The organism is Mycobacterium sp. NTMscope_MAC_269 (genome assembly GCF_976985695.1).
On the sequence record NZ_OZ335668.1, the window covers coordinates 487881 to 508718 of the forward strand.

The 20838-nt window shown below is 66.5% G+C and carries 21 protein-coding genes; 14 read left to right on the top strand and 7 right to left on the bottom strand.

Annotated elements, in window-relative coordinates:
- Positions 1-6: 6 nt before the first annotated feature.
- Positions 7-2184, top strand: a complete 2178-nt coding sequence (locus tag ACZ50Z_RS02400) for an acyl-CoA dehydrogenase (RefSeq protein WP_464482106.1) — start codon at positions 7-9, stop codon at positions 2182-2184.
- Between the two features lie 22 nt (positions 2185-2206).
- Here the strand turns inward: ACZ50Z_RS02400 and ACZ50Z_RS02405 are convergent, their stop codons facing one another.
- The gene (locus ACZ50Z_RS02405) at positions 2207-2542 is read right to left on the bottom strand and encodes a Zn-ribbon domain-containing OB-fold protein (RefSeq protein WP_464482107.1); all 336 of its coding nucleotides are present in this window, start codon (positions 2540-2542) and stop codon (positions 2207-2209) included.
- Between the two features lie 62 nt (positions 2543-2604).
- Between ACZ50Z_RS02405 and ACZ50Z_RS02410 the strand changes: the two genes are divergently transcribed.
- The 3 genes from ACZ50Z_RS02410 (at position 2605) to ACZ50Z_RS02420 (ending at position 6401) form a co-directional block, all read left to right on the top strand.
- Positions 2605-3798 carry a thiolase family protein gene (locus tag ACZ50Z_RS02410; protein WP_464482108.1) on the top strand — a complete coding sequence of 398 codons (1194 nt, stop codon included), beginning with the start codon at positions 2605-2607 and terminating at the stop codon, positions 3796-3798.
- A gap of 22 nt (positions 3799-3820) precedes the next feature.
- Complete coding sequence (locus tag ACZ50Z_RS02415) at positions 3821-5278, top strand: FadR/GntR family transcriptional regulator (protein WP_464482109.1); 1458 nt, start codon at positions 3821-3823, stop codon at positions 5276-5278.
- Between the two features lie 130 nt (positions 5279-5408).
- Positions 5409-6401: an anti-sigma factor RsbA family regulatory protein gene (locus ACZ50Z_RS02420; protein ID WP_464482110.1), complete on the top strand. Its 993-nt coding sequence runs from the start codon at positions 5409-5411 to the stop codon at positions 6399-6401.
- 52 nt (positions 6402-6453) lie between these two features.
- Here ACZ50Z_RS02420 and ACZ50Z_RS02425 read toward each other — a convergent pair whose 3' ends face one another.
- Together ACZ50Z_RS02425 and ACZ50Z_RS02430 are read right to left on the bottom strand one after the other, a co-directional pair.
- Positions 6454-6648: a hypothetical protein gene (locus ACZ50Z_RS02425; protein WP_464482111.1), complete on the bottom strand. Its 195-nt coding sequence runs from the start codon at positions 6646-6648 to the stop codon at positions 6454-6456.
- A 395-nt stretch (positions 6649-7043) separates the two neighbouring features.
- Complete coding sequence (locus ACZ50Z_RS02430) at positions 7044-7220, bottom strand: hypothetical protein (RefSeq protein ID WP_464482112.1); 177 nt, start codon at positions 7218-7220, stop codon at positions 7044-7046.
- A gap of 296 nt (positions 7221-7516) precedes the next feature.
- Here ACZ50Z_RS02430 and ACZ50Z_RS02435 point away from each other — a divergent pair, with 296 nt between their 5' ends.
- Entirely contained in the window at positions 7517-8011 is a 495-nt protein-coding gene (locus tag ACZ50Z_RS02435) for a homocitrate synthase (protein WP_464482113.1), read from the top strand.
- 121 nt (positions 8012-8132) lie between these two features.
- On the opposite strand, the gene ACZ50Z_RS02440 is transcribed toward ACZ50Z_RS02435, so the two are convergent.
- The gene (locus ACZ50Z_RS02440) at positions 8133-9611 is read right to left on the bottom strand and encodes a cytochrome P450 (protein ID WP_464482114.1); all 1479 of its coding nucleotides are present in this window, start codon (positions 9609-9611) and stop codon (positions 8133-8135) included.
- Positions 9612-9725: 114 nt separating this feature from the next.
- Here ACZ50Z_RS02440 and ACZ50Z_RS02445 point away from each other — a divergent pair, with 114 nt between their 5' ends.
- Together ACZ50Z_RS02445 and ACZ50Z_RS02450 are read left to right on the top strand one after the other, a co-directional pair.
- On the top strand, positions 9726-10361 hold the full coding sequence (locus ACZ50Z_RS02445) for a TetR/AcrR family transcriptional regulator (protein WP_464482115.1): 636 nt from the start codon (positions 9726-9728) through the stop codon (positions 10359-10361).
- A gap of 37 nt (positions 10362-10398) precedes the next feature.
- Positions 10399-11340 (top strand): SDR family oxidoreductase, encoded by a 942-nt coding sequence (locus tag ACZ50Z_RS02450; RefSeq protein WP_464482116.1) that lies wholly within the window; start codon positions 10399-10401, stop codon positions 11338-11340.
- On the opposite strand, the gene ACZ50Z_RS02455 is transcribed toward ACZ50Z_RS02450, so the two are convergent.
- Together ACZ50Z_RS02455 and ACZ50Z_RS02460 are read right to left on the bottom strand one after the other, a co-directional pair.
- A complete protein-coding gene (locus tag ACZ50Z_RS02455; protein WP_464486057.1) occupies positions 11275-12327 on the bottom strand; it encodes a DNA polymerase IV in 1053 nt (350 codons plus the stop codon). The two genes, ACZ50Z_RS02450 and ACZ50Z_RS02455, sit on opposite strands and share 66 nt — an antisense overlap.
- A gap of 8 nt (positions 12328-12335) precedes the next feature.
- Entirely contained in the window at positions 12336-12932 is a 597-nt protein-coding gene (locus tag ACZ50Z_RS02460; RefSeq protein WP_464482117.1) for a TetR/AcrR family transcriptional regulator, read from the bottom strand.
- 59 nt (positions 12933-12991) lie between these two features.
- On the opposite strand from ACZ50Z_RS02460, the gene ACZ50Z_RS02465 reads away from it, so the two are divergent.
- From ACZ50Z_RS02465 to nrdE, 4 genes are all read left to right on the top strand, one after another.
- Complete coding sequence (locus ACZ50Z_RS02465; protein ID WP_464482118.1) at positions 12992-13579, top strand: NAD(P)H-dependent oxidoreductase; 588 nt, start codon at positions 12992-12994, stop codon at positions 13577-13579.
- Between the two features lie 528 nt (positions 13580-14107).
- A complete protein-coding gene (locus ACZ50Z_RS02470) occupies positions 14108-14347 on the top strand; it encodes a redoxin NrdH (RefSeq protein WP_064936759.1) in 240 nt (79 codons plus the stop codon).
- Between the two features lie 28 nt (positions 14348-14375).
- Positions 14376-14822 (top strand): class Ib ribonucleoside-diphosphate reductase assembly flavoprotein NrdI, encoded by a 447-nt coding sequence (nrdI, locus tag ACZ50Z_RS02475; RefSeq protein ID WP_464482119.1) that lies wholly within the window; start codon positions 14376-14378, stop codon positions 14820-14822.
- 17 nt (positions 14823-14839) lie between these two features.
- Positions 14840-16957 carry a class 1b ribonucleoside-diphosphate reductase subunit alpha gene (nrdE, locus tag ACZ50Z_RS02480; protein WP_464486058.1) on the top strand — a complete coding sequence of 706 codons (2118 nt, stop codon included), beginning with the start codon at positions 14840-14842 and terminating at the stop codon, positions 16955-16957.
- A gap of 26 nt (positions 16958-16983) precedes the next feature.
- On the opposite strand, the gene ACZ50Z_RS02485 is transcribed toward nrdE, so the two are convergent.
- Complete coding sequence (locus ACZ50Z_RS02485; RefSeq protein WP_464482120.1) at positions 16984-17451, bottom strand: VOC family protein; 468 nt, start codon at positions 17449-17451, stop codon at positions 16984-16986.
- A gap of 27 nt (positions 17452-17478) precedes the next feature.
- Between ACZ50Z_RS02485 and ACZ50Z_RS02490 the strand changes: the two genes are divergently transcribed.
- From ACZ50Z_RS02490 to ACZ50Z_RS02500, 3 genes are all read left to right on the top strand, one after another.
- Entirely contained in the window at positions 17479-18309 is an 831-nt protein-coding gene (locus tag ACZ50Z_RS02490; RefSeq protein WP_464482121.1) for a DUF6597 domain-containing transcriptional factor, read from the top strand.
- Between the two features lie 61 nt (positions 18310-18370).
- The gene (locus ACZ50Z_RS02495; RefSeq protein WP_464482122.1) at positions 18371-19108 is read left to right on the top strand and encodes a TetR/AcrR family transcriptional regulator; all 738 of its coding nucleotides are present in this window, start codon (positions 18371-18373) and stop codon (positions 19106-19108) included.
- Between the two features lie 155 nt (positions 19109-19263).
- A complete protein-coding gene (locus tag ACZ50Z_RS02500) occupies positions 19264-20817 on the top strand; it encodes a flavin-containing monooxygenase (RefSeq protein ID WP_464482123.1) in 1554 nt (517 codons plus the stop codon).
- The last annotated feature ends 21 nt before the right edge of the window (positions 20818-20838 follow it).

Genomic DNA, 20838 nt, shown 5'->3' on the forward strand with positions numbered 1-20838 from the left:
GCCCTCATGGGTATCGCAATAACCGACGACCATCGTGAACTCGCCGAGGTGGCTCGGGGGTTTTTGACCGCGCAGAAGGCGCGCTGGGCGGCGCGATCGCTGCTCGATGCCTCCGACGAGCCCCGGCCCGGGTTCTGGCACAACCTGGTCGAGTTGGGCTGGCTCGGCCTGCACGTCGACGAAGAGTACGGCGGCTCCGGCTTCGGGCTGCCCGAACTGGTGGTGGTGATTGAGGAACTCGGCCGAGCGGTAGCGCCGGGGCCGTTCGTCCCCACGGTGATCGCCTCCGCAGTGATCGCCAAAGACGGTGCGGCGGAACAGAAGTCGCGGCTATTGCCGGGCCTGGTCGATGGAACGGTCACCGCGGGCATCGGTCTGGACAGCCAGGTGCAGATCGACAACGGTGTCGCGAACGGTGAGGCCGGAATCGTGTTGGGCGCCGGGCTCGCCGAGCTGCTGCTGATCGCCGCCGGCGACGACGTGCTCGTGCTCGAGCGCGACCGCGACGGCGTTTCGGTCGAGGTGCCGGAAAACTTTGATCCGACAAGGCGATCCGGACGGGTCCGCCTGAAGGACGTCCGGGTGTCCGACGGTGACATCCTGTCGGGGGCGCGGCAGTCGGCGCTGGCCCGCGCCCGGACCCTGCTGGCCGCCGAGGCGGTGGGCGGTGCGTCGGACTGCGTGGATGCGGCCGTCGACTACGCCAAGGTGCGCCAGCAGTTCGGGCGCACCATCGCGACGTTCCAGGCGGTCAAGCATCACTGCGCCAACATGCTGGTGGGCGCGGAGTCCGGTATCGCCGCCGTCTGGGACGCCGCCCGCGCGGAGGGCGAGGACACCTCGGCGGACGAAGACCAATTCCGCCTGATCGCCGCGGTGGCCGCGGCACTGGCGTTCCCGGCCTACGTCCGCAACGCCGAGCTCAACATCCAGGTGCACGGCGGCATCGGCTTCACCTGGGAACACGACGCGCACCTGCACCTGCGGCGTGCGGTGGTGAGCACCGCACTGTTCGGGGGTGACGCCCCGGCCGCCGACGTCTTCGAGCGGACCGCCGCCGGCGCCGTCCGCGAAAACAGCCTCGACCTGCCACCCGAGGCCGAAGAACTGCGCACCCGCGTGCGCGCCGACGCCACGCAGATCGCCGCCCTGGACAAGGACGCCCAGCGGGACAAGCTGATCGAGACCGGCTACGTGATGCCGCACTGGCCCAAACCGTGGGGACGCGCGGCCGACGCCGTCGAGCAGCTGGTCATCGAGGAGGAGTTCCGCGCGGCAAGCATCAAGCGGCCCGACTACGGAATCACCGGGTGGGTGATCCTGACCCTCATCCAGCACGGAACGCCTTGGCAGATCGAACGATTCGTGGAGAAGGCGCTGCGCAAAGACGAGATCTGGTGCCAGCTGTTCTCCGAGCCCGACGCCGGCTCGGACGCGGCGTCGATCAAGACGCGGGCCACCCGGGTCGACGGGGGCTGGAAGATCAACGGCCAGAAGGTGTGGACCAGCGGTGCGCACTACTGCGCGCGCGGCCTGGCCACGGTGCGCACCGACCCCGACGCGCCCAAGCACGCCGGCATCACCACGGTGATCGTCGACATGAACGCGCCCGAGGTCGAGGTGCGGCCGCTGCGGCAGATCACCGGTGGCTCGGACTTCAACGAGGTCTTCTTCAACGACCTGTTCGTGCCCGACGAAGACGTCGTCGGAACGCCCAACTCCGGCTGGACGGTCGCCCGCGCCACGCTGGGCAACGAGCGGGTCAGCATCGGCGGCAGCGGGTCGTTCTACGAGGGGCTGGCCGCGCAGCTGGTGCAGCTGACCCAGGAACGACCGGATCGGTTGGCGGGCGGGAACGTTCGGGTCGGGACGTACCTGGCCGGGGAGACCGCACTGCGCCTGCTGAACCTACGACGCGCCGCGCGCAGCGTCGAAGGCGCGGGCCCGGGCCCCGAGGGCAACGTCACCAAGCTGAAGCTGGCCGAGCACATGGTGGAGGGCGCCGCGATCATGGCGGCACTCCTGGGTCCGCAGGTCGCACTCCTCGACGGCCCCGGCGCCCTGGCCGGCCGCTTGATGATGGGAGCCCGCGGCATGGCGATCGCCGGCGGCACCTCGGAGGTGACGCGCAATCAGATCGCCGAGCGGATCCTCGGCATGCCGCGTGACCCGCTGATCAACTAGCTCACGACGCACGCCGCGCAGATCAAATGGGTGCGAACTGCGCCGCGCCGCCGCCGCCGCGTTCCGGCAGCAGCGCGACCGGCATCCCGCAGGCCACCGAATCGGGTTCGCAGTCAACGATATTGGCTGCAACCCGCAGGCCGCTCTGCTCGGCGAGCTCGACGATGGCGATGACGTAGGGGGTGGGGATCTCCGGGTTGTACGGGTGGTGGTTGACCGTGTAGGTGAACACCGTGCCGCGCCCGGACACCTCGCGCGCGACCAGTGGGCCCCCGCAACCGCGGCATTCGCCGCTCGCCGGATGCACCCACCGCGCACAGTCGTCGCAGTACTCGATGAGCAGCGCCCCGTCTGACACGACGAATACAGTACACTCAATTGATTCGACGCGGCGACGGTGTGGTCTGACGGGCGGTGTACATGACGCATTTCGAAAAAGACGCGATCTTGTCCGGCATCGGGATCTCACGGATCGGCCGTCGCACCGGCATCCCGGGCGTGGAGCTGACCATGGAGGCGGTGCGCTCCGCCATCGAGGACGCCGGATTGACCCCGACCGACATCGACGGCATCGCCACGCTGGGCGACACACCCGCCGAAGACGTCAACGCCCGACTGCGTATCGACGCCGCGGACTGCGGGTCCGGATTCGGCACCGGCGGTCTGCTGTCGCCGGTGATGTCGGCCTGCCGCGCGGTCTCCGAGCGCCGCGCCCGGCACGTGGTGGTGTACCGGACGATCCAGATGCTCGGTGGCACCGTTCCGGTCAAGCAGGAAAAAAACGCTGAAGCCCCTCCGTTGGCGCGGATGTTCGAGACGCCGGAAGGCGAGCCGAAGCCCGCGGTCGGCGCGATGGACGACGTCAATGATCTCGTTGCGGCACAGGCCTATTCGGCGGCGAACTGGCTGGCGCTCAACTGCCGTCGACACATGGAGCTGTACGGGACCACCAAAGAGCAGCTCGGGTGGGTGGCGCTGAACGGCAGGCGCAACGCCGCACTGAATCCCCGTGCGGTGTACCGCGACCCGATGACGATGGCCGATTATTTGGGTGCGCGGCTGGTGTCCACCCCGTTTGGGCTGCTGGACTGCGACGTCCCGATCGACGGCTCGATCGCGGTGGTGGTGTCGCACGCCGACTACGCCGCCGACTGTCCGCACCGCGCGGTGAAGGTGGAGGCGATCGGTGGATCCGACGGCGCCGGAGGCTGGTTTCACCGCGACGACTACCCGCGGATGGCGATGTCGGACGCCACGGCGCAGATGTGGTCGCGGACGGATTTGCGGCCGGGCGATCTCGACGTCGCCCAGTTGTACGACGGATTCACGTTTCTCACGCTGGCATGGCTGGAAGCCCTCGGGGTCTGTGGGGACGGAGAGGCGGGACCGTTCGTCGAGGGCGGGGTGCGGATCGCCCGCGACGGCGCGCTGCCGCTGAACACCTACGGCGGTCAACTCTCGGCGGGGCGCATGCACGGCTACTGGGCGTTGCACGAAGGGTGCCTGCAGTTGCGCGGCGATGCGGGGGAGCGGCAGGTCGCCCGCCGCCCGGAGGTCGGCGTGGTTTCCGTCGGCGGTGGGCCCGTCGCGGGGTGCATGCTGCTCACCTGTTGAGTCACAGCGTGATTGAGCTCAGATGAGTGAGGACTCCAAAGCCGGCCACGCGGACAAACTGGCGTCGATCCTCGCCCGCGACATCGAGGCGGACATCGTCCGCCGCGGCTGGGCCGTCGGCGAATCGCTGGGATCCGAATTCGCCCTGCAGCAGCGCTTCGGTGTGAGCCGATCGGTGCTGCGCGAGGCCGTTCGCCTGGTCGAGCATCACCAGGTCGCCCGGATGCGCCGCGGCCGCGGCGGCGGCTTGTACATCTGCGAGCCCGACGCCGGACCCGCCACCCGCGCCGTCGTCATCTATCTCGAATACCTGGGCACGACGCTGGGCGATCTGCTCAACGCCCGTCTGGTGCTCGAGCCGTTGGCGGCCTCGCTCGCCGCCGAGCGCATCGACGAAGCCGGCATCGCGCGGCTGCGGGAGGTGTTACACGCCGAGGAGCAGTGGAAGCCGGGCTTACCGGCGCCGCGCGACGAGTTCCACATCGCGCTGGCCGAGCAATCGAAAAACCCGGTGCTGCAATTGTTTATCGACGTCCTGATGAGGCTCACCACGCGCTACGCGCTGGCGTCGCGAACGGACTCGGCGACCGAGGCGATCGAGGCGGTCGACCACCTGCACGCCCACCACTCCAAGATCGTCGCGGCCGTCACGGCCGGTGATTCCGCGCGCGCCAAAACGCTGTCGGAGCGACACGTCGAGGCCGTGACGGGCTGGCTGAAACAGCATCATCCCGGCGACAGGGTCCGCGGACGCACGCGGCGGCGCCGCCTGGATTCCGAGGCGCACCGGGGCAAGCTGGCCGAAATGCTGGCGGTCACCATCGGTGACGACATCGCCGCCAGCGGCTGGCACGTCGGGTCGGTCTTCGGGACCGAGACGGCCCTGCTGGAGCGCTACCGGGTGAGCCGCGCGGTGTTGCGCGAGGCGGTACGCCTGCTCGAATACCACTCGATCGCCCACATGCGCCGCGGACCCGGCGGCGGGCTCGTCATCACCCGGCCCGCGGCCCAGGCCAGCATCGACACGATCGCGTTGTATCTGCAATACCGCGACCCGAGCCGCGAAGACCTGCGGTGCGTCCGCGACGCGATCGAGATCGACAACGTCGCCAAGGTCGTCAAGCGGCTCGGCGAGCCCGAGGTGGCGGCATTCCTCGCCGCGCACCGGGCCGGGCTGCCGGACACCGCGCAGCAGACGCCCGACGACGTGCGGCAGGCCATCGCTGAGGAGTTCAACTTCCACATCGGGCTGGCGCAGCTTGCCGGCAACGCGCTGCTGGATCTGTTCCTGCGGATCATCGTCGAGTTGTTCCGCCGGCACTGGTCGAGCACGGGCCAGGCGATGCCGACCTGGTCGGACGTGCTGGCCGTGCACCACGCCCACCTGCGCATTGTCGAGGCGGTCGAGGCCGCCGACGAGAGCGTCGCCTGCTATCGCCTGCGCCGTCACCTCGACGCCGCCGCCTCCTGGTGGCTGTAGCCGCACCAGCCGATGTTGCCTCCCGCGCGCATGTGCCCAAATGTGATCTGTTGCGCCGCATAGCCAGGGCCCGTCTGGGGTACTGGAAGGGGGGAAAGGCGACAGCCGATCCAGCAGGGGGTTGGCGTAAGTGATCGAAAGCGAGAGCGCTGAAGTGACGGCGGATACCGAAACCAGACAATACGGTTTCGTCCACTCCGCATTGATTTATCACTCTCAGCAGGAGTTTTTGGACTTGGTGGGCCGCTTCGTCGGCGACGGTTTGGCGTCAGGCGAGGCGGTGCTGCTTGCCGTGCCGCCCGAGACGCTGGCCGTGCTGCAAGGCGCGTTGTACGCCGGCGAGGCTCTGCCTGCCGACGTGCACACGACGGACATCACCGAGGCAGCCCGCAACCCGAGCCGGTTCATGGCGACGGAGGGCGCGTTCATCGACGAGCACCCGGATCGGCGGGTGCGGATCGTCAGCCAGCTCGCGTGGCCCGGCCGCACCGAGGAGGAGTTCCTCGCCTGCATCGAGCACGAAGCGCTGGTCAACACGGCGATGGACGGATACCCGGCCACAAGCCTGTGCCTCTACGACGCGAGCGTGATCGACAACGGCGTCCTGATGGATGCGCGAGCGACGCACCCGCTGCTGTGGAAAAACGGTGCGCTACACCGCAGCCCGCACTACGCGCCGAACGAAGTCTTGCAGCGCTGCAACCAACCGTTGGCCGCAAGCCCTGGCGCCGTCACCTACATGGTGCGGAAGTCGGCGGATCTTCGGCCCGCGCGCTCTTTCGCCGTCGACTACGCGGGATGGATGGGGCTGTCCCAGGAAAGCATTGAGGATCTCCAGCTGGTGGCCACCGAGCTGGCCACCAACAGCCTGATGTACACCGGGGGCGCCTGCCGGTTGGCCTTCTGGAAAGACGACGGGCATCTGGTGTGCGAGGCTCGCGACACCGGACAGTTCGACGACCCGCTGGTGGGCCGCCTCGACCCGGGCCCGTGCGGCCCCGCGAGCCGCGGGCTGTACTTGGTCAACGCGATTTCGGACCTGGTGCGCACGCACACGACCAGGACCGGCACCACGATTCAGGCGTATCTAAGGTTTGAGCCGGCGGTCGGTCCGGCCGGGTAGACAACAAGCGACCCGCCGGCAAGGGGATCCGGCGGGTCGCTGTCGTGATCTGTTACAGGCCGAGACTTCCGGTGATGCCGCCCACGATGCCGCCCACCGTGCCACCGAGCGTGCCACCGGTGGTGCCGCCGCCGGTTCCGGCGGTGGTTCCCGTCACCAAGCACCCGGTCGGGGCGAACAACACCATGACGAATCCCGCGGTGGCCGCGACAGTTTTAATGGCCTTCTTCGCCTTCGTTGAATGCACAATGGAATCCTTTCTTCCGGGAGGGGTGACGGCGCGTACACTGCGCTGCAAATCGGATGCTATACCGATTATTAGACGTACGTAAAGAGCCATTCATTACTTTTATCGAGTCTCGCCGGGTTGTGCGGTGCATGCCAAACACACACTGCAACAGCAACTTTCGTGCCCTTGTCCTTGTACGGGGCAACGCCCGATGCCGAGGCATATCGTGCCCAAAGCGACATCGCATAAGCGCCATTAACGCGACGCAATTAGGCGCAATTCAAGCACCGCAATTGCAATGGTTTGCAATTGCGAAGTTTGTCCCGCAATCCGGAGCGTTTACGGATGAAGGCAAGCGACCGCTGGATACCGCCAACAGCGCAGCGGTCCGGCGGGCCGCTTGTGGTGAGCGGTTAGAGAATGCCGCCCAGGACCCCGCCCAAGAGGCCCCCGCCGCCGGTACCGCCGGTCAAACCGCCGCCGCCGCCACCGCCCATAGCAGTCGCGCATCCGGGTACCGCGAGCACCGCGGCCAACCCGAGGGCCGCGACGGCAGCTTTGAGGGTCTTCTTGGTCCCTTTCGCCTTCATGATCGTGCCTTTCGTGTGAGGGGCGCATGGCCCGATTTCTGCACCACACGTGTCCAATAACCGTTGTTAGACGCACGTAAACCAAGTTCTTCGATTTATTTTCTATATTTTTTTGTACGGTTGCGCGGGGAGTTGCAGGCGCGGCGCGCAGGGGTCTAATGTCAACGCCCATGCGTCTTCTCGCGCGTTTCGTAGTAGCCAGCACCCGCAGCGGGGTCTGATCCTGACCGACCCCCCGCTGTGGGTCGGAAGCTACTGCCGTCGGTCGCTCCAACTGACCAGAGAAGACCGGCATCATGACTTTTCCCGAGCGCAATCGGTTCCAACTTCTCGGCCCCGCCAGCGTGTGGTTCGGCGACCGCTTCGGCGTCTCGTTGCCCCGCGGCCTGCGTGAGCAGGCCGGCGCCATGTCCTGGCAGGACTTCGTCGCGACGTACGGACGCAGTTGCGGACCGCTGCGGCTAGGCCAATGGGAGTGCACCGACGCCTCGCGACCGGGCCCGCAGGCCCGCAACTTCCAGGCGGTGATCGCCCTGGGCGACCGCATCGGCACCGCGACGGCGGCCGCCACCGGCCCGATCGCGGCCCTGACCGCGATGCTGCACCAGCGCGGCGTCACCGTCGAAATCGTGAAGTTCCATCAGATGCAATCGCCGATCGGCACAGCCACTTTCATCCGCGGCAGCGACGGTGCCCGCGCCGAGTGGGCGATGGGCTGGTCGGACGATCCGACGCAATCGGCGCTGCGCGCGGTGATCACCTGTGCCAACCGGCTGCTCGTGGCGCAGTGATACCGCGCTTGCGGCTCACCGACTAAGGGGTGAGTTTCATTTGCGCTAGCGCCGCTGGTAGCGCAAATGAAACTCGGTCTCTACCGCGACGGCGGTGAAGGCGACACGCCGTCGCGGAAGCTCAGAGCGGGCGCAGCACGATCGGCATGCCGTCCATCGGAATCGGCATGCCGCCGTAGTCCCAGCGCGGCTGGTAGCCCGGCCGGGCCAGCTCGATGCGGTAGCGGCGCAGCAGCCGGTGCACCACGGTCTTGACCTCCAGCTGACCGAACACCATGCCGATGCACTTGTGCGCGCCGCCGCCGAACGGCGCGAAGGCGTAGCGATGATTCTTGTGCTCCGAGCGTGGTTCGGCGAACCGCTCGGGGTCGAATTTGTCTGGCTCCGTCCACAATTCGGGCAGCCGGTGGTTCATGCCGGGCCAGATGGTGATGTTGGTTCCGGCCGGAATGTAGTGGCCCAGCAGCTCGGTGTCGCGCACCGCCATGCGCATGTTGAATGGCAACGGCGTCACCATGCGCAGCGATTCGTTCATGATCAGTTCGAGCGTTTCCAGCTTCTCGAGCGACTCGATGTCGAGCGGTCCGTCGCCGAGCCGAGCCGACTCCTCGCGCGCCCGCTCCTGCCACTCGGGGTTGGCGGCCATGTTGTAGACCATCGTGGTGGTCGTCGACGTGGAGGTGTCGTGGGCGGCCATCATCAAGAAGATCATGTGGTTGACGATGTCCTCGTCGGTGAAGCTGTTGCCGTCGTCATCCTCGGTGTGGCAAAGCACCGTGAGCATGTCGTTGCCGGTGGCGTGGCGGCGCTCCTTGACCCGCTCGTTGAAGTAGTCCTCGAGCAGCTGGCGCGCGCGCAGCCCGCGCCACCATTTGAACGGCGGAATCGGCTGGCGGATGATCGCGCCGCCGGCGCGGGTCGTGGTGGTGAATGCCTGATTGACCTTGGTGACGAGGTCGTGGTCGGACCCCGGCTCGTGCCCCATGAACACCAGGGACGCGATGTCGAGGGTGAGTTCCTTCATCGCCGGGTGGAACAGGAAGCGCGCATCGTTGGTCGGCCAACCGGCGACGATGTCGGTCGCCACGCGGTCGATGTGCTCGACGTAACCGGTCAGGCGGCTACGGGTGAACGCCTCCTGCATGATCCGCCGGTGGTACATGTGCTCATCGAAGTCCAGCATCATCAGTCCGCGATTGAAGAACGGCCCGATCACCGGGTGCCAGCCCTTCTGCGAGAAGTCCTTGTTGCGGTTGGAGAACACGGCCTGGGTGGCGTCGGGCCCCAGCGCCGTGACCGCCGGCATGATCGGCGAATCCAGGTAGATCAGCGGACCCTTGTTCCGGTAGAGGTACAACGCGTAGTCCGGACCGCCGCGGAACAGCTCGATGATGTGGCCGAGGATCGGGAGCCCGGCATCGCCCAGCACGGGCTTCAGGTCGCTGCCGGCGGGGGGCTCTGCCAGGACTTTCATGTCCCATTCGTGGGCGAGCAGACGCTTTTCGATCGCCCCCATCCCCGGGATGGTGTTCAGCGTCGGGGTGAATCGGCGCCGCGCCTGATCCAGCAGATAGTGCGGAGTGCTGATGGTCGCGGTCATAGACGCTCCTTTGCGTGCCCTCGGGGTGACAGCGGTCACTGATTCCTAACCTTCGCTGAAAAACTTGACGGCTGTCAAGTTTGCTTTTTGCGCGGCGTGGTGCAAGGTCAGGGAGTGACCAGCCACCCCGCCAATCCGGAGCCGGGCGCGCGTCGGCGTGGCGACAAGCAACGCCAGGCGATCGTGGAGGCCGTGCGCGAACTGCTGCAGGAAAAGCCGTTCGCGGAGCTGTCGGTCAGCACCATCAGCCTGCGGGCCGGGGTGGCCCGTTCCGGCTTCTACTTCTATTTCGACTCCAAGTACGCGGTGCTGGCACAGCTGATGGCCGAGGCCACCGAAGAGCTCGAAGAACTCACGCAGTACTTCGCGCCACGCCAGGCGGGCGAGTCACCCGAGGAGTTCGCCAAGCGGATGGTCGGCAGCGCCGCCGCCGTCTACGAGCACAACGATCCGGTGGTGACCGCCTGCAACGAGGCCCGCCACACCGACGTCGAGATCCGCGAACTGCTCGACCAGCAGTTCGAGGTGGTGCTGGGGCAGATCGTCGCCATCGTCGAGGCCGAGATGAAGGCCGGGACCGCCAGGCCGATCAGCGACGATCTCCCGACGCTGATCCGCACCCTGACCGGTACCACCGCGCTGGTGTTGACCGGCGACCCGGTTCTGACCGGATCCGACAGCGATCGTGACCGACGGGTGCGGGTGCTCGAGCAGTTGTGGCTGCACGCGCTGTGGGCCGGGCGTCCCTAGAGCCGGTCTGGGCGGTACCGGCGGTATCGTCACCGCCATGGCGACGAAGGCATCCGGGCGGTATTTCGCGGGGAAGCGGTGCTTTGTCACCGGCGCGGCCAGCGGCATCGGCCGCGCCACGGCGTTGCGGCTCGCCGCCCTGGGCGCCGAGCTCTATCTGACCGACCGCGACTCCGACGGTCTGGAGCTGACGGTGGCCGACGCCCGCGCCCTGGGCGCGCAGGTACCCGAGCATCGGTCGCTGGATATCGCCGACTACGGCCAGGTGGCCGCGTTCGCCGCGGACATCCACGCCGCTCATCCGGCCATGGACCTGGTGTTGAACATCGCCGGCGTGTCGGCCTGGGGGACCGTCGACCGGCTGTCCCACGAGCAGTGGAGCAAGATGGTCGCCATCAACCTGATGGGCCCGATCCACGTCATCGAGACCTTCGTGCCGCCGATGGTGGCGGCCAAGCGGGGCGGCCATCTGGTCAACGTCTCGTCGGCGGCCGGGCTGGTCGCCCTGCCCTGGCACGCCGCGTACAGCGCCAGCAAGTACGGATTACGCGGTGTCTCGGAGGTGCTGCGCTTCGATCTGGCCCGCCACCGTATCGGGGTGTCGGTGGTGGTGCCGGGGGCGGTGAACACACCGCTGGTAGGGACGGTGGAGATCGCCGGTGTGGACCGCGAGGATCCCAACGTCGCCCGGTGGATACGGCGATTCGCCGGCCACGCCGTGTCGCCGGAGAAGGCCGCCGAGAAGATCCTGGCCGGGGTGGCCAAGAACCGGTACCTGATCTACACCTCCGCCGACATCCGCGCGCTCTACGCGTTCAAAAGGCTTGCGTGGTGGCCTTATAGCGTCGCGATGCGCCAGGTGAACGTGATCTTCACCCGCGCGCTACGCCCCGGGCCACCTACTCCGGCGCCGTCAGTCGGGCATCAGCAACTCGAGCCGCACCCCGAGCAAGCGGACGGGCCGGTCCAGGGAAAATAGGTCCAGGACGCGCAAGGCCGCGGCGACGATCGTGTCGCGATCGGTGGTGGGCGCGTCGAGTTTGCGAATCTTGGTGCGGGTGTAGAAGGTTGCGGTGCGCACGGTGACCGCCACCCGCGTCACCACCCGCGCTTCGACCAGGACGTCGTCCAGCGCCTGCGCGGCCAAATTCGTTACGGCCGCGTCCATCTCGGCGCGGTCGGTGAGGTCGCGGGGAAAGGTGACGACGTGGCTGCGCGAGCGCGGCACCCACGGCTCGGCGCTGACGTGGCTGTCGCCGCCGCCCTTGGCCAGCAGGAGCAGCCACAGTCCGGTGCGCGCCCCGAACGTGGCCGTCAACAACTCCGCGTCGCTGTGGGCCAGTTGCCATACCGTCGTGATGTCAAGATCCGCAAGCTTTTTCGCCGTCTTGGGCCCCACGCCCCATAGTGCGTCGACCGGGCGGTCGGCCATCAGCGCCATCCAATTCGCATCGGTGAGCACGAATATGCCGTCCGGCTTGGCGAAGCCGGTGGCGACCTTGGCGCGCTGCTTGTTGTCGCTGATGCCGACCGAGCAGGACAGCCCGGTTTCCGAGGAGATGACGCTGCGGATCCGTTGTGCCGCCTCGCTGGGATCCTGCGCGTGGACGGCGACGTAGGCCTCGTCCCAGCCCCATACCTCCAGCGGATGCCCCAGATCCCGCAGCAGGCCCATCACCTGCGCGGAGGCAGCGTCGTAGGCGGCCGGGTCCGCGGGGAGGAAGGTCACCCCCGAGTTCGGCGGGCAGCGGCGAGCCGCGGCGCGTAGCGGCATGCCCGCCCGCACACCGAATTCCCGTGCCTCATAGGAGGCGCACGTGACGACCTTGCGCGGTTCGTTCGGATCACCGTTGCCGCCGACGATGACGGGCAGACCGGCCAGTTCGGGGCGGCGGCGCAACTCGACCGAGGCCAGGAACTGGTCGAGGTCCACATGCAGGACCCAATCCCGTGCCCCCGCGGACATGCCGGTGTTCACCGCCCGCAGAGCTTGCGCGCCAGGCTTTCCCACGCGTCGCCCAGCGTCTGCAGGGAGTGACCGCCGTTGTTCAGCCGGTGCTCCACATAGTCCGCGTCCAGCAGGGCCAGCAGCGCGTCGGTCTGGGTGCCCAGGTTGCCCGTCGTGCCCGCGGAGGCCAGCAGCAGCCGCACATGCGTCCGCAGCACGGTCGCCGGTGGACCGTAGCGGAGCTGGGGATCGCGGTTGGCCGCCGACAGCAGAGCGTGGTGGGTATGGGCGAAGCGGATCCGCTCCCGGCCGAAGGCCACCAGCCGATCCAAAGGCGGGGCATCGGGTCCCAGGGGCGGCGGCCCGAACAGAAATGCCTGCTGAACAGCTTGTTCGTCCTCGTCGAGCAGCACCATCATCAGGCCGGCCCGGCTGCCGAACCGGCGGAACAGGGTGCCCTTGCCGACGCCGGCCGCCGCGGCGACGTCGTCCATGGTGACGGCGTCGACCCCGCGCTCGGCGACCAGGCGGCGCGCCGCATCCAGCAACAGTGCGCGGTTGCGGATGGCGTCGCCCCGCTCCTGCGCGGGCAGCTGCGGGACGCACAGGGGCAACTCGCTCACTCCTGCACTTTAACGCCGAGGGAATAAATCGGACCACAGTCCGTTTAGGTCGTGCGAGGATGTGTACCAACGACCGAAGGGAAACCGCGAAAGTGGCAATCAAAATCTTGGCGTTAGTGGGAAGCCTGCGGGCGGCGTCGATCAACCGCCAGATCGCCGAGCTGGCGGGGGCGGTCGCCGCCGACGGCGTCACCGTCACGGTCTTCGAAGGGCTCGGCGAGTTGCCGTTCTACAACGAGGAAATCGACGACGCGATGAACGAGGGCGCACCACCGTTGGCTCCGGTGGCCGCGCTGCGCGCCGCGGCGGCCGACGCCGACGCCGCATTGGTGGTCACCCCCGAGTACAACGGCAGCATCCCGGCGGTCGTCAAGAACGCGATCGACTGGCTGTCGCGCCCCTTCGGCGACGGCGCGCTGAAAGACAAGCCGCTGGCGGTCATCGGCGGATCCTTCGGCCGGTACGGCGGGGTGTGGGCGCACGACGAGACCCGCAAGTCCTTCGGCATCGCCGGCGCGCGGGTGGTCGAGTCGATCAAACTGTCCGTGCCGTTCACGACGCTGGAGGGCAGGGCGCCCGCCGAGCATGCCGAGCTGTCGGCGAACGTGCGCGACGTTGTGGGCAAGCTCGCCGCCGAAGCCGGCTGATTGGCGGAAGTCGACAAGCCGGCCGGGAGGCGACCAGCGGGGTTGTCGCCAGCGCATAGCCAAAGCCGCCAGCGTCGTCTGGCGGCTTTGCTAGCTGTCGGTGCGTCCGTCTCGGGCGGCGGTTCAAAACCGGACTTGTCGGTGCCCGCTGCTATACCGATACGCAGAGGCGCCTTCGTCTCGGCGTGTGATCTGCGACACGCCGGGGCGGGTTGCTGAATTTGTTCAACACAGGCCTTACGACCAGGGAATTTCAGAAATGTTATTCAGAACATCTTGTATCTCGACATCTTGTCAGCCACTAGGTGTAGTGTTTCGATGCACCGGCGGATCCCGGGATCGCCAAGCCAGCCAGGCTCGGTGAACCCCCCGAAATCGGCGCAAAGTGATCGAAGACAGCTCTTCGGCGCAGGTTGCCGCAGGACGGGAATCAGGGAGCCTGCCGGGTCGCTGAACCTAGCAAAGACGCAGTCACAAAGTAGTTGCCAGTCCATTGGGTCCCCCTCTTCCGCAAAGGAGCGGCATTCTATGAGCATCACCGTGTACACCAAGCCGGCATGCGTGCAGTGCAGCGCCACCTACAAGGCGCTGGATAAGCAGGGCATCGTCTACGACAAGGTCGACATCACGTTGGACTCCGAGGCGCGTGACTACGTGATGGCGCTGGGCTACCTGCAGGCTCCCGTCGTGGTGGCGGGCAACGACCACTGGTCGGGTTTTCGGCCCGACCGCATCAAGGCGCTCGCCGCCGTGGAACTCAGCGCGTAAGGCAAGACGTTAGGTAAGGAGGGTTGCGGTGCAGTCGCGCAGCCTGGTCTATTTCTCCTCCGTGTCGGAGAACACCCACCGCTTCGTGGAGAAGCTGGGGATTCCGGCCACGCGGATACCGCTGCACGGCCGTATCGAGGTGGACCAGCCCTACGTGCTGGTGCTGCCGACCTACGGCGGCGGCCGGGCCACCCCTGACCTCAACGCCGGCGGCTATGTCCCCAAACAGGTCATCGCCTTTTTGAACAATGAGCACAACCGTTCGTTGATCCGCGGCGTCATCGCCGCGGGCAACAACAACTTCGGCGCCGAATTCGCCTACGCGGGCGACGTGATCTCGCGCAAATGCGGCGTCCCCTACCTCTACCGCTTCGAACTCATGGGAACCCAGGACGACGTGGATGCCGTCCGTGCGGGCTTAGCCAATTTCTGGAAGGAACAGACGTGTCAACAACCGTCGCTGCAGAGCCTGTAACCACCGGAGCCCACGCACTGCCGGGGGAGACGGATTACCACGCGCTCAACGCGATGCTGAATCTGTACGACGCGGACGGCAAGATTCAGTTCGACAAGGACCGCGAGGCCGCACACCAGTACTTCCTGCAGCACGTCAACCAGAACACGGTGTTCTTCCACAATCAGGACGAGAAGCTCGACTACCTGATCAAGGAGAACTATTACGAGCGCGAGGTTCTCGACCAGTACAGCCGCAACTTCGTCAAGACGCTGCTGGACCGGGCCTACGCCAAGAAGTTCCGGTTCCCCACGTTCCTGGGCGCGTTCAAGTACTACACCTCCTACACGCTCAAGACGTTCGACGGGAAGCGCTACCTGGAGCGCTTCGAGGACCGCGTGGTCATGGTGGCGCTGACGCTGGCCTCCGGTGACACCATCCTGGCCGAAAAGCTCGTCGACGAGATCATCGACGGCCGGTTCCAGCCGGCCACGCCGACGTTTCTGAACTCGGGCAAAAAGCAGCGTGGCGAACCGGTGAGCTGCTTTCTGCTGCGCATCGAGGACAACATGGAGTCCATCGGGCGATCGATCAACTCCGCGCTGCAGCTGTCCAAGCGCGGCGGGGGAGTTGCGTTGCTGCTGAGCAACATTCGAGAGCACGGCGCTCCGATCAAGAACATCGAGAACCAATCCTCGGGCGTCATCCCGATCATGAAGCTGCTCGAGGACTCGTTCTCCTACGCCAACCAGCTCGGGGCCCGCCAGGGCGCGGGCGCGGTGTACCTGCACGCGCATCACCCGGACATCTACCGGTTCCTGGACACCAAGCGCGAGAACGCCGACGAGAAGATCCGCATCAAGACGCTGAGCCTGGGCGTGGTGATTCCCGACATCACCTTCGAGCTGGCCAAGAAGAACGAGGACATGTACCTGTTCTCGCCGTACGACGTCGAGCGGGTCTATGGTCTGCCGTTCGCCGACATCTCGGTGACCGAGAAGTACTACGAGATGGTCGACGACGCCCGCATCCGCAAGACCAAGATCAAGGCGCGCGAGTTCTTCCAGACGCTGGCGGAGCTGCAGTTCGAATCCGGTTACCCCTACATCATGTACGAGGACACGGTGAACCGGGCCAACCCGATCGACGGCAAGATCACCCACTCGAACCTGTGCTCGGAGATCCTGCAGGTCTCCACGCCGTCGGTGTTCAACGACGACTTGTCGTATGCCAAAGTGGGCAAGGATATTTCGTGCAACCTGGGGTCGCTGAACATCGCCAAGACGATGGACTCGCCCGACTTCGCGCAGACCATCGAGGTGGCGATCCGTGCGCTGACGGCGGTGAGCGACCAGACGCACATCACCTCGGTGCCCTCAATCGAGCAGGGCAACAACGAGTCCCACGCGATCGGGCTCGGCCAGATGAACTTGCACGGCTACCTGGCCCGCGAGCGCATCCACTACGGCTCCGAAGAAGGCGTCGACTTCACCAACATCTACTTCTACACCGTGCTCTACCACGCGCTGCGCGCGTCGAATCGCATTGCGATCGAACGGGGAAGCAAGTTCGGTGGCTTCGAGAAGTCGAAGTACGCCTCGGGCGAGTTCTTCGACAAGTACACCGAGCAGGCGTGGGAGCCGGCCACCCCGCGGGTCCGGGAGATCTTCGCCGAGGCGGGCATTCGCATTCCGACGCAAGAGGATTGGCAGCGGCTGAAGGAGTCGGTGGCCGAGCACGGCATCTACAACCAGAACCTGCAGGCCGTCCCGCCGACGGGGTCGATCAGCTACATCAACCACTCGACCAGCTCGATCCACCCGGTGGCGAGCAAGATCGAGATCCGCAAGGAAGGCAAGATCGGCCGCGTCTACTACCCGGCGCCGTATCTGACCAACGACAACCTGGAGTACTACCAGGACGCCTACGAGATCGGCTACGAGAAGATCATCGACACCTACGCCGCGGCGACCCAGCACGTGGACCAGGGACTGTCGCTGACGCTCTTCTTTAAAGACACCGCCACCACCCGCGAGGTGAACAAGGCGCAGATCTACGCGTGGCGCAAGGGGATCAAGACGCTGTACTACATCCGGTTGCGCCAGCTGGCTTTGGAGGGCACCGAGGTCGAGGGCTGCGTGTCCTGCATGCTGTAGGCCTTGCGCCCGTCTCGACGGGTGTTTTACAGGTTCTCGGCGCCCCAGCTGGCAAGCCGGCGTTCGCGCTCTGCGGCATCGACGTCTTCGACTCTTGTCATGATCGACCAGCGTTGCCCGAATGGGTCGGTGATGGATCCGAACCGGTCGCCGGTGACGAACGTCTGGGCCGCCTCTCGGAGCGTGGCACCCGCGTTCTGGGCCCGCTCCAGCACGTCGTCGACGTGCGCGCAGTAGAACGCGATCGAGTGGGTCACCCCCTCGGTGCGACCCGGGGCTTCGAGCTGATAGCCGGGGTTGGGATCGGACAGCTGCAACCTGCCGTGCCCGAAATCCAGCTCCGCGTGCGCGATCGTGTCATTCGGCCCGGCCATCTTCTCAACGAGTGTCGCGCCGAAGACGTCGACGTAAAACGTGATGGCGGCTTCGGCGCCATCGACGACCAAAAACGGGGTCAAGCTCGTGTAGCCCTCGGGAATCGGTTGCACAATCATGGCATCCAGCGTGGCTAGATTCGTCGCGTGGAGGCTTGGAAAAACGCGCCACAGGCGATTGGTCCAGAACCGGGGGTGGTCGGACGCGCGGGTAGCGCCTCGGTGTTCGACCTCCGCCGCCAGGCACCGTCGGAGGCTGCCGCCGACTTCGTCGAGCATTTTTGGTCGGTGCGATGGGATCTGACGGGGCAGGCGCCGCGGGAAAGCCAGGTGATCACTTTCCCCTCGATCAACCTCTGCCATGAGTGGGGCACCGACTCGCCGCGCCATGGATTCGCTTTGCCCGCCACACTGGTACACGGGGTCGTCGAGCGGGTCTTCACCATCCAGCTGTCGGGACGTGGTGTGGTGGTCGGTGCGCGTTTCCGCGCCGGCGGGTTCACCGCCCGATTCGGACGCGACGCAGCTGCGCTGACCGGCCGGATCGTTCGCGTCGACGATGACTTGTTCGGCCGTCCAATGCTTTTCGACGACGATGTCGAGCTCGCCGCCGCACAACTGGACACCGCGATTGGCGCGGCGACCGCCGACGACCCGACGTACAGGGCCCTCACGGCGCTGCTACGGCGGATGCACGACGACGAGGCGTTGCACCGGGTGGAACAAGTGATGGCGTGCTCGCCCTGGAGCGCGCGAACCACTCAGCGTGTGTTCCGGCGCTACGTCGGTGTGCCGGTCAAATGGGTGCTGTGCCGTTATCGTCTGCAGCAAGCCGCGTTGGCGATCGAAAGCGATCGACGCGTCGACTTCGCAGACTTGGCCGCGCGGCTCGGCTGGTACGACCAGGCGCACTTCAGCAACGAGTTTCGGTCGATGCTGGGCTGCAGCCCGGGGGAGTACGCCCAGCGGCACCGATAACCGCGGTGTCGTAGCGCCAGTCTGCCCAGGTCAGAAGCGGCGACGGGGTAAAGTGCGTGACGTGGTGAGAGTGCCTCGACCTTCCAGGCCCCACCCGGCTGCCAAGCCGGGGGCCAAGGTCGACGCGCGCAGCGAACGCTGGCGCGAGCACCGCAAGAAGGTGCGCAGCGAAATCGTCGACGCGGCGTTCCGCGCCATCGACCGCCTGGGGCCCGAGCTGAGTGTGCGGGAAATCGCCGAAGAGGCCGGCACCGCGAAACCGAAGATCTACCGGCATTTTCACGACAAGTCCGACCTGTTCCGGGCGATCGGGGAGCGGCTGCGCGACATGCTCTGGGCGGCGATCTTTCCGTCCATCGACCTCAAAACCGACTCGGCCCGCGAGGTGATCCGGCGCAGCGTCGAGGAGTACGTGATCCTGGTCGACAAGCACCCCAACGTGCTGCGGGTGTTCATCCAGGGCCGCTCGCCGGCCAGCCCCCAGATCCTCGACGAAGGCCGCGGCATCACCTTGGCCGTGGCCGACCTGTTCGACAGCGAGCTCCGCGAGATGGAGCTGGACCACGCGGCGATCGAACTGGCCGGGCACGCGGCGTTCGGCTGTGCCGCATCGGCCACCGAGTGGTGGCTGGGGCCTGAGCCCGAGAGCCCACGGCTGATGACAAGTGAGCAGTTCGTCGCACACCTGACGACCATCATGATGGGGGTCATCGTCGGAACCGCGGAGGCGCTGGGCATCGGGATGAATCCCGACCTGCCGATTCACGACATGGTGACCGGTAACCCGGCCGCGAGCTGAGCAAACCGCGGCGTTGACAATCGCCGCGGCCATCGATAACACTCGTGCAAACCGATACCCTGGGTACTGGGTATCTGCGCCAGCGGGGTGGCTACGGCCGAGGATGCCGGCAAGCGCCGACCCGAGACTGGCCCGACTAGAAAGACCGATCGACCGTGACCGACGTCGTGACACACACCGAGACCGCCCCCGTCCCGGCGGCCAAGGCCGCCAAGCCCGTCCATACCCGCGCCGTCATCATCGGGACCGGGTTCTCCGGCCTGGGGATGGCCATCGCGCTGCAGAAGCAGGGCGTGGGCTTTGTCATCCTGGAAAAGGCCGACGACATCGGCGGCACCTGGCGCGACAACAGCTATCCCGGGTGCGCCTGCGACATCCCGTCGCACCTGTATTCGTTCTCGTACGAGCCCAAGCCGGACTGGAAGAACCCCTTCTCCTATCAGCCCGAGATCTGGGACTACCTCAAGGGTGTCACCGAGAAGTACGGGCTGCGCCGCTACATCGAGTTCAACTCGTTGGTGGATCGGGCCCACTGGGACGACGACGAGCACCGCTGGCACGTGTTCACCGCCGACGGGCGCGAATACGTCGCGCAGTTCCTGATCTCGGGCGCCGGCGCGCTGCACATCCCGTCCATGCCCGACATCGCGGGCCGCGACGAATTCACCGGCGCCGCTTTCCATTCCGCGGAGTGGGACCACAGCGTGGACCTGAACGGCAAGCGGGTGGCCGTGATCGGGACCGGCGCGAGCGCGATCCAGATCGTGCCGGAGATCGTCGAGCAGGTCGCCGAACTTCAGCTCTACCAACGCACCCCGCCGTGGGTGGTGCCGCGCTCCAACCCCGAGATCCCACCAATGGTGCGCCGGGCCATGGAGAACGTGCCCGGCCTGCGCGCGCTGGTGCGTCTGGTCATCTACTGGGGCCAGGAGGCGCTGGCCATCGGTATGACCAAGCGGCCCAACCTACTGAAGTTCATCGAGGCTTACAGCAAGTACAACATTCGCCGATCGGTCAAGGACCGGGAGCTGCGCCGCAAGCTGACCCCGAACTACCGCATCGGGTGCAAGCGAATCCTGAACTCCACGACCTATTACCCCGCGGTCGCCGACCCGAAGACCGAACTGGTCACCGACCACATCGCTCGGATCACCGCCGACGGCATCGACACCGTCGACGGGACCCACCGGCAAGCCGATGTGATCGTGTACGCCACCGGCTTTCACGTCACCGACTCCTACACCTACGTCCAGATCAAGGGGCTGCGCGGCGAGGATTTGGTGGATCGCTGGAACCGCGAGGGCATCGGCGCCCACCGCGGGATCACCGTCGCCGATGTGCCCAACCTGTTCTTCCTGCTGGGCCCCAACACCGGGCTGGGACACAACTCGGTGGTGTTCATGATCGAGTCCCAAATCCGTTACGTCGCCGACGCGATCGCCACCTGCGACAAGCTGGGCGCGCAGGCGCTCGCCCCGACCCGCGCCGCCCAGGACGCATTCAACGACGAACTGCAACGCAGGCTGGGTCCGTCGGTATGGAACAGCGGCGGCTGCAGCAGCTGGTACCTGGACGAACACGGCAAGAACACCGTGCTGTGGGGCGGCTACACCTGGGAGTACTGGCGGGCGACCCGCTCGGTCAAACCCTCCGAATACCAGTTCTACGGCGTCAGCACGGGCAGGCACGCGGCCGCCGTGCAAAGTTGACCCAATTCGTTTTGGGGATTT

Coding starts and splice junctions, on each gene's coding strand:
- ACZ50Z_RS02415 (WP_464482109.1), top strand. CDS start 3,821: ATGAGTGAGGACTCCAAAGCCGGCCACGCGGACAAACTGGCGTCGATC.
- ACZ50Z_RS02470 (WP_064936759.1), top strand. CDS start 14,108: ATGAGCATCACCGTGTACACCAAGCCGGCATGCGTGCAGTGCAGCGCC.
- ACZ50Z_RS02485 (WP_464482120.1), bottom strand. CDS start 17,451: ATGATTGTGCAACCGATTCCCGAGGGCTACACGAGCTTGACCCCGTTT.
- ACZ50Z_RS02440 (WP_464482114.1), bottom strand. CDS start 9,611: ATGACCGCGACCATCAGCACTCCGCACTATCTGCTGGATCAGGCGCGG.
- ACZ50Z_RS02450 (WP_464482116.1), top strand. CDS start 10,399: ATGGCGACGAAGGCATCCGGGCGGTATTTCGCGGGGAAGCGGTGCTTT.
- ACZ50Z_RS02430 (WP_464482112.1), bottom strand. CDS start 7,220: ATGAAGGCGAAAGGGACCAAGAAGACCCTCAAAGCTGCCGTCGCGGCC.
- ACZ50Z_RS02435 (WP_464482113.1), top strand. CDS start 7,517: ATGACTTTTCCCGAGCGCAATCGGTTCCAACTTCTCGGCCCCGCCAGC.
- ACZ50Z_RS02455 (WP_464486057.1), bottom strand. CDS start 12,327: ATGTCCGCGGGGGCACGGGATTGGGTCCTGCATGTGGACCTCGACCAG.
- ACZ50Z_RS02410 (WP_464482108.1), top strand. CDS start 2,605: ATGACGCATTTCGAAAAAGACGCGATCTTGTCCGGCATCGGGATCTCA.
- ACZ50Z_RS02465 (WP_464482118.1), top strand. CDS start 12,992: ATGTGTACCAACGACCGAAGGGAAACCGCGAAAGTGGCAATCAAAATC.
- ACZ50Z_RS02400 (WP_464482106.1), top strand. CDS start 7: ATGGGTATCGCAATAACCGACGACCATCGTGAACTCGCCGAGGTGGCT.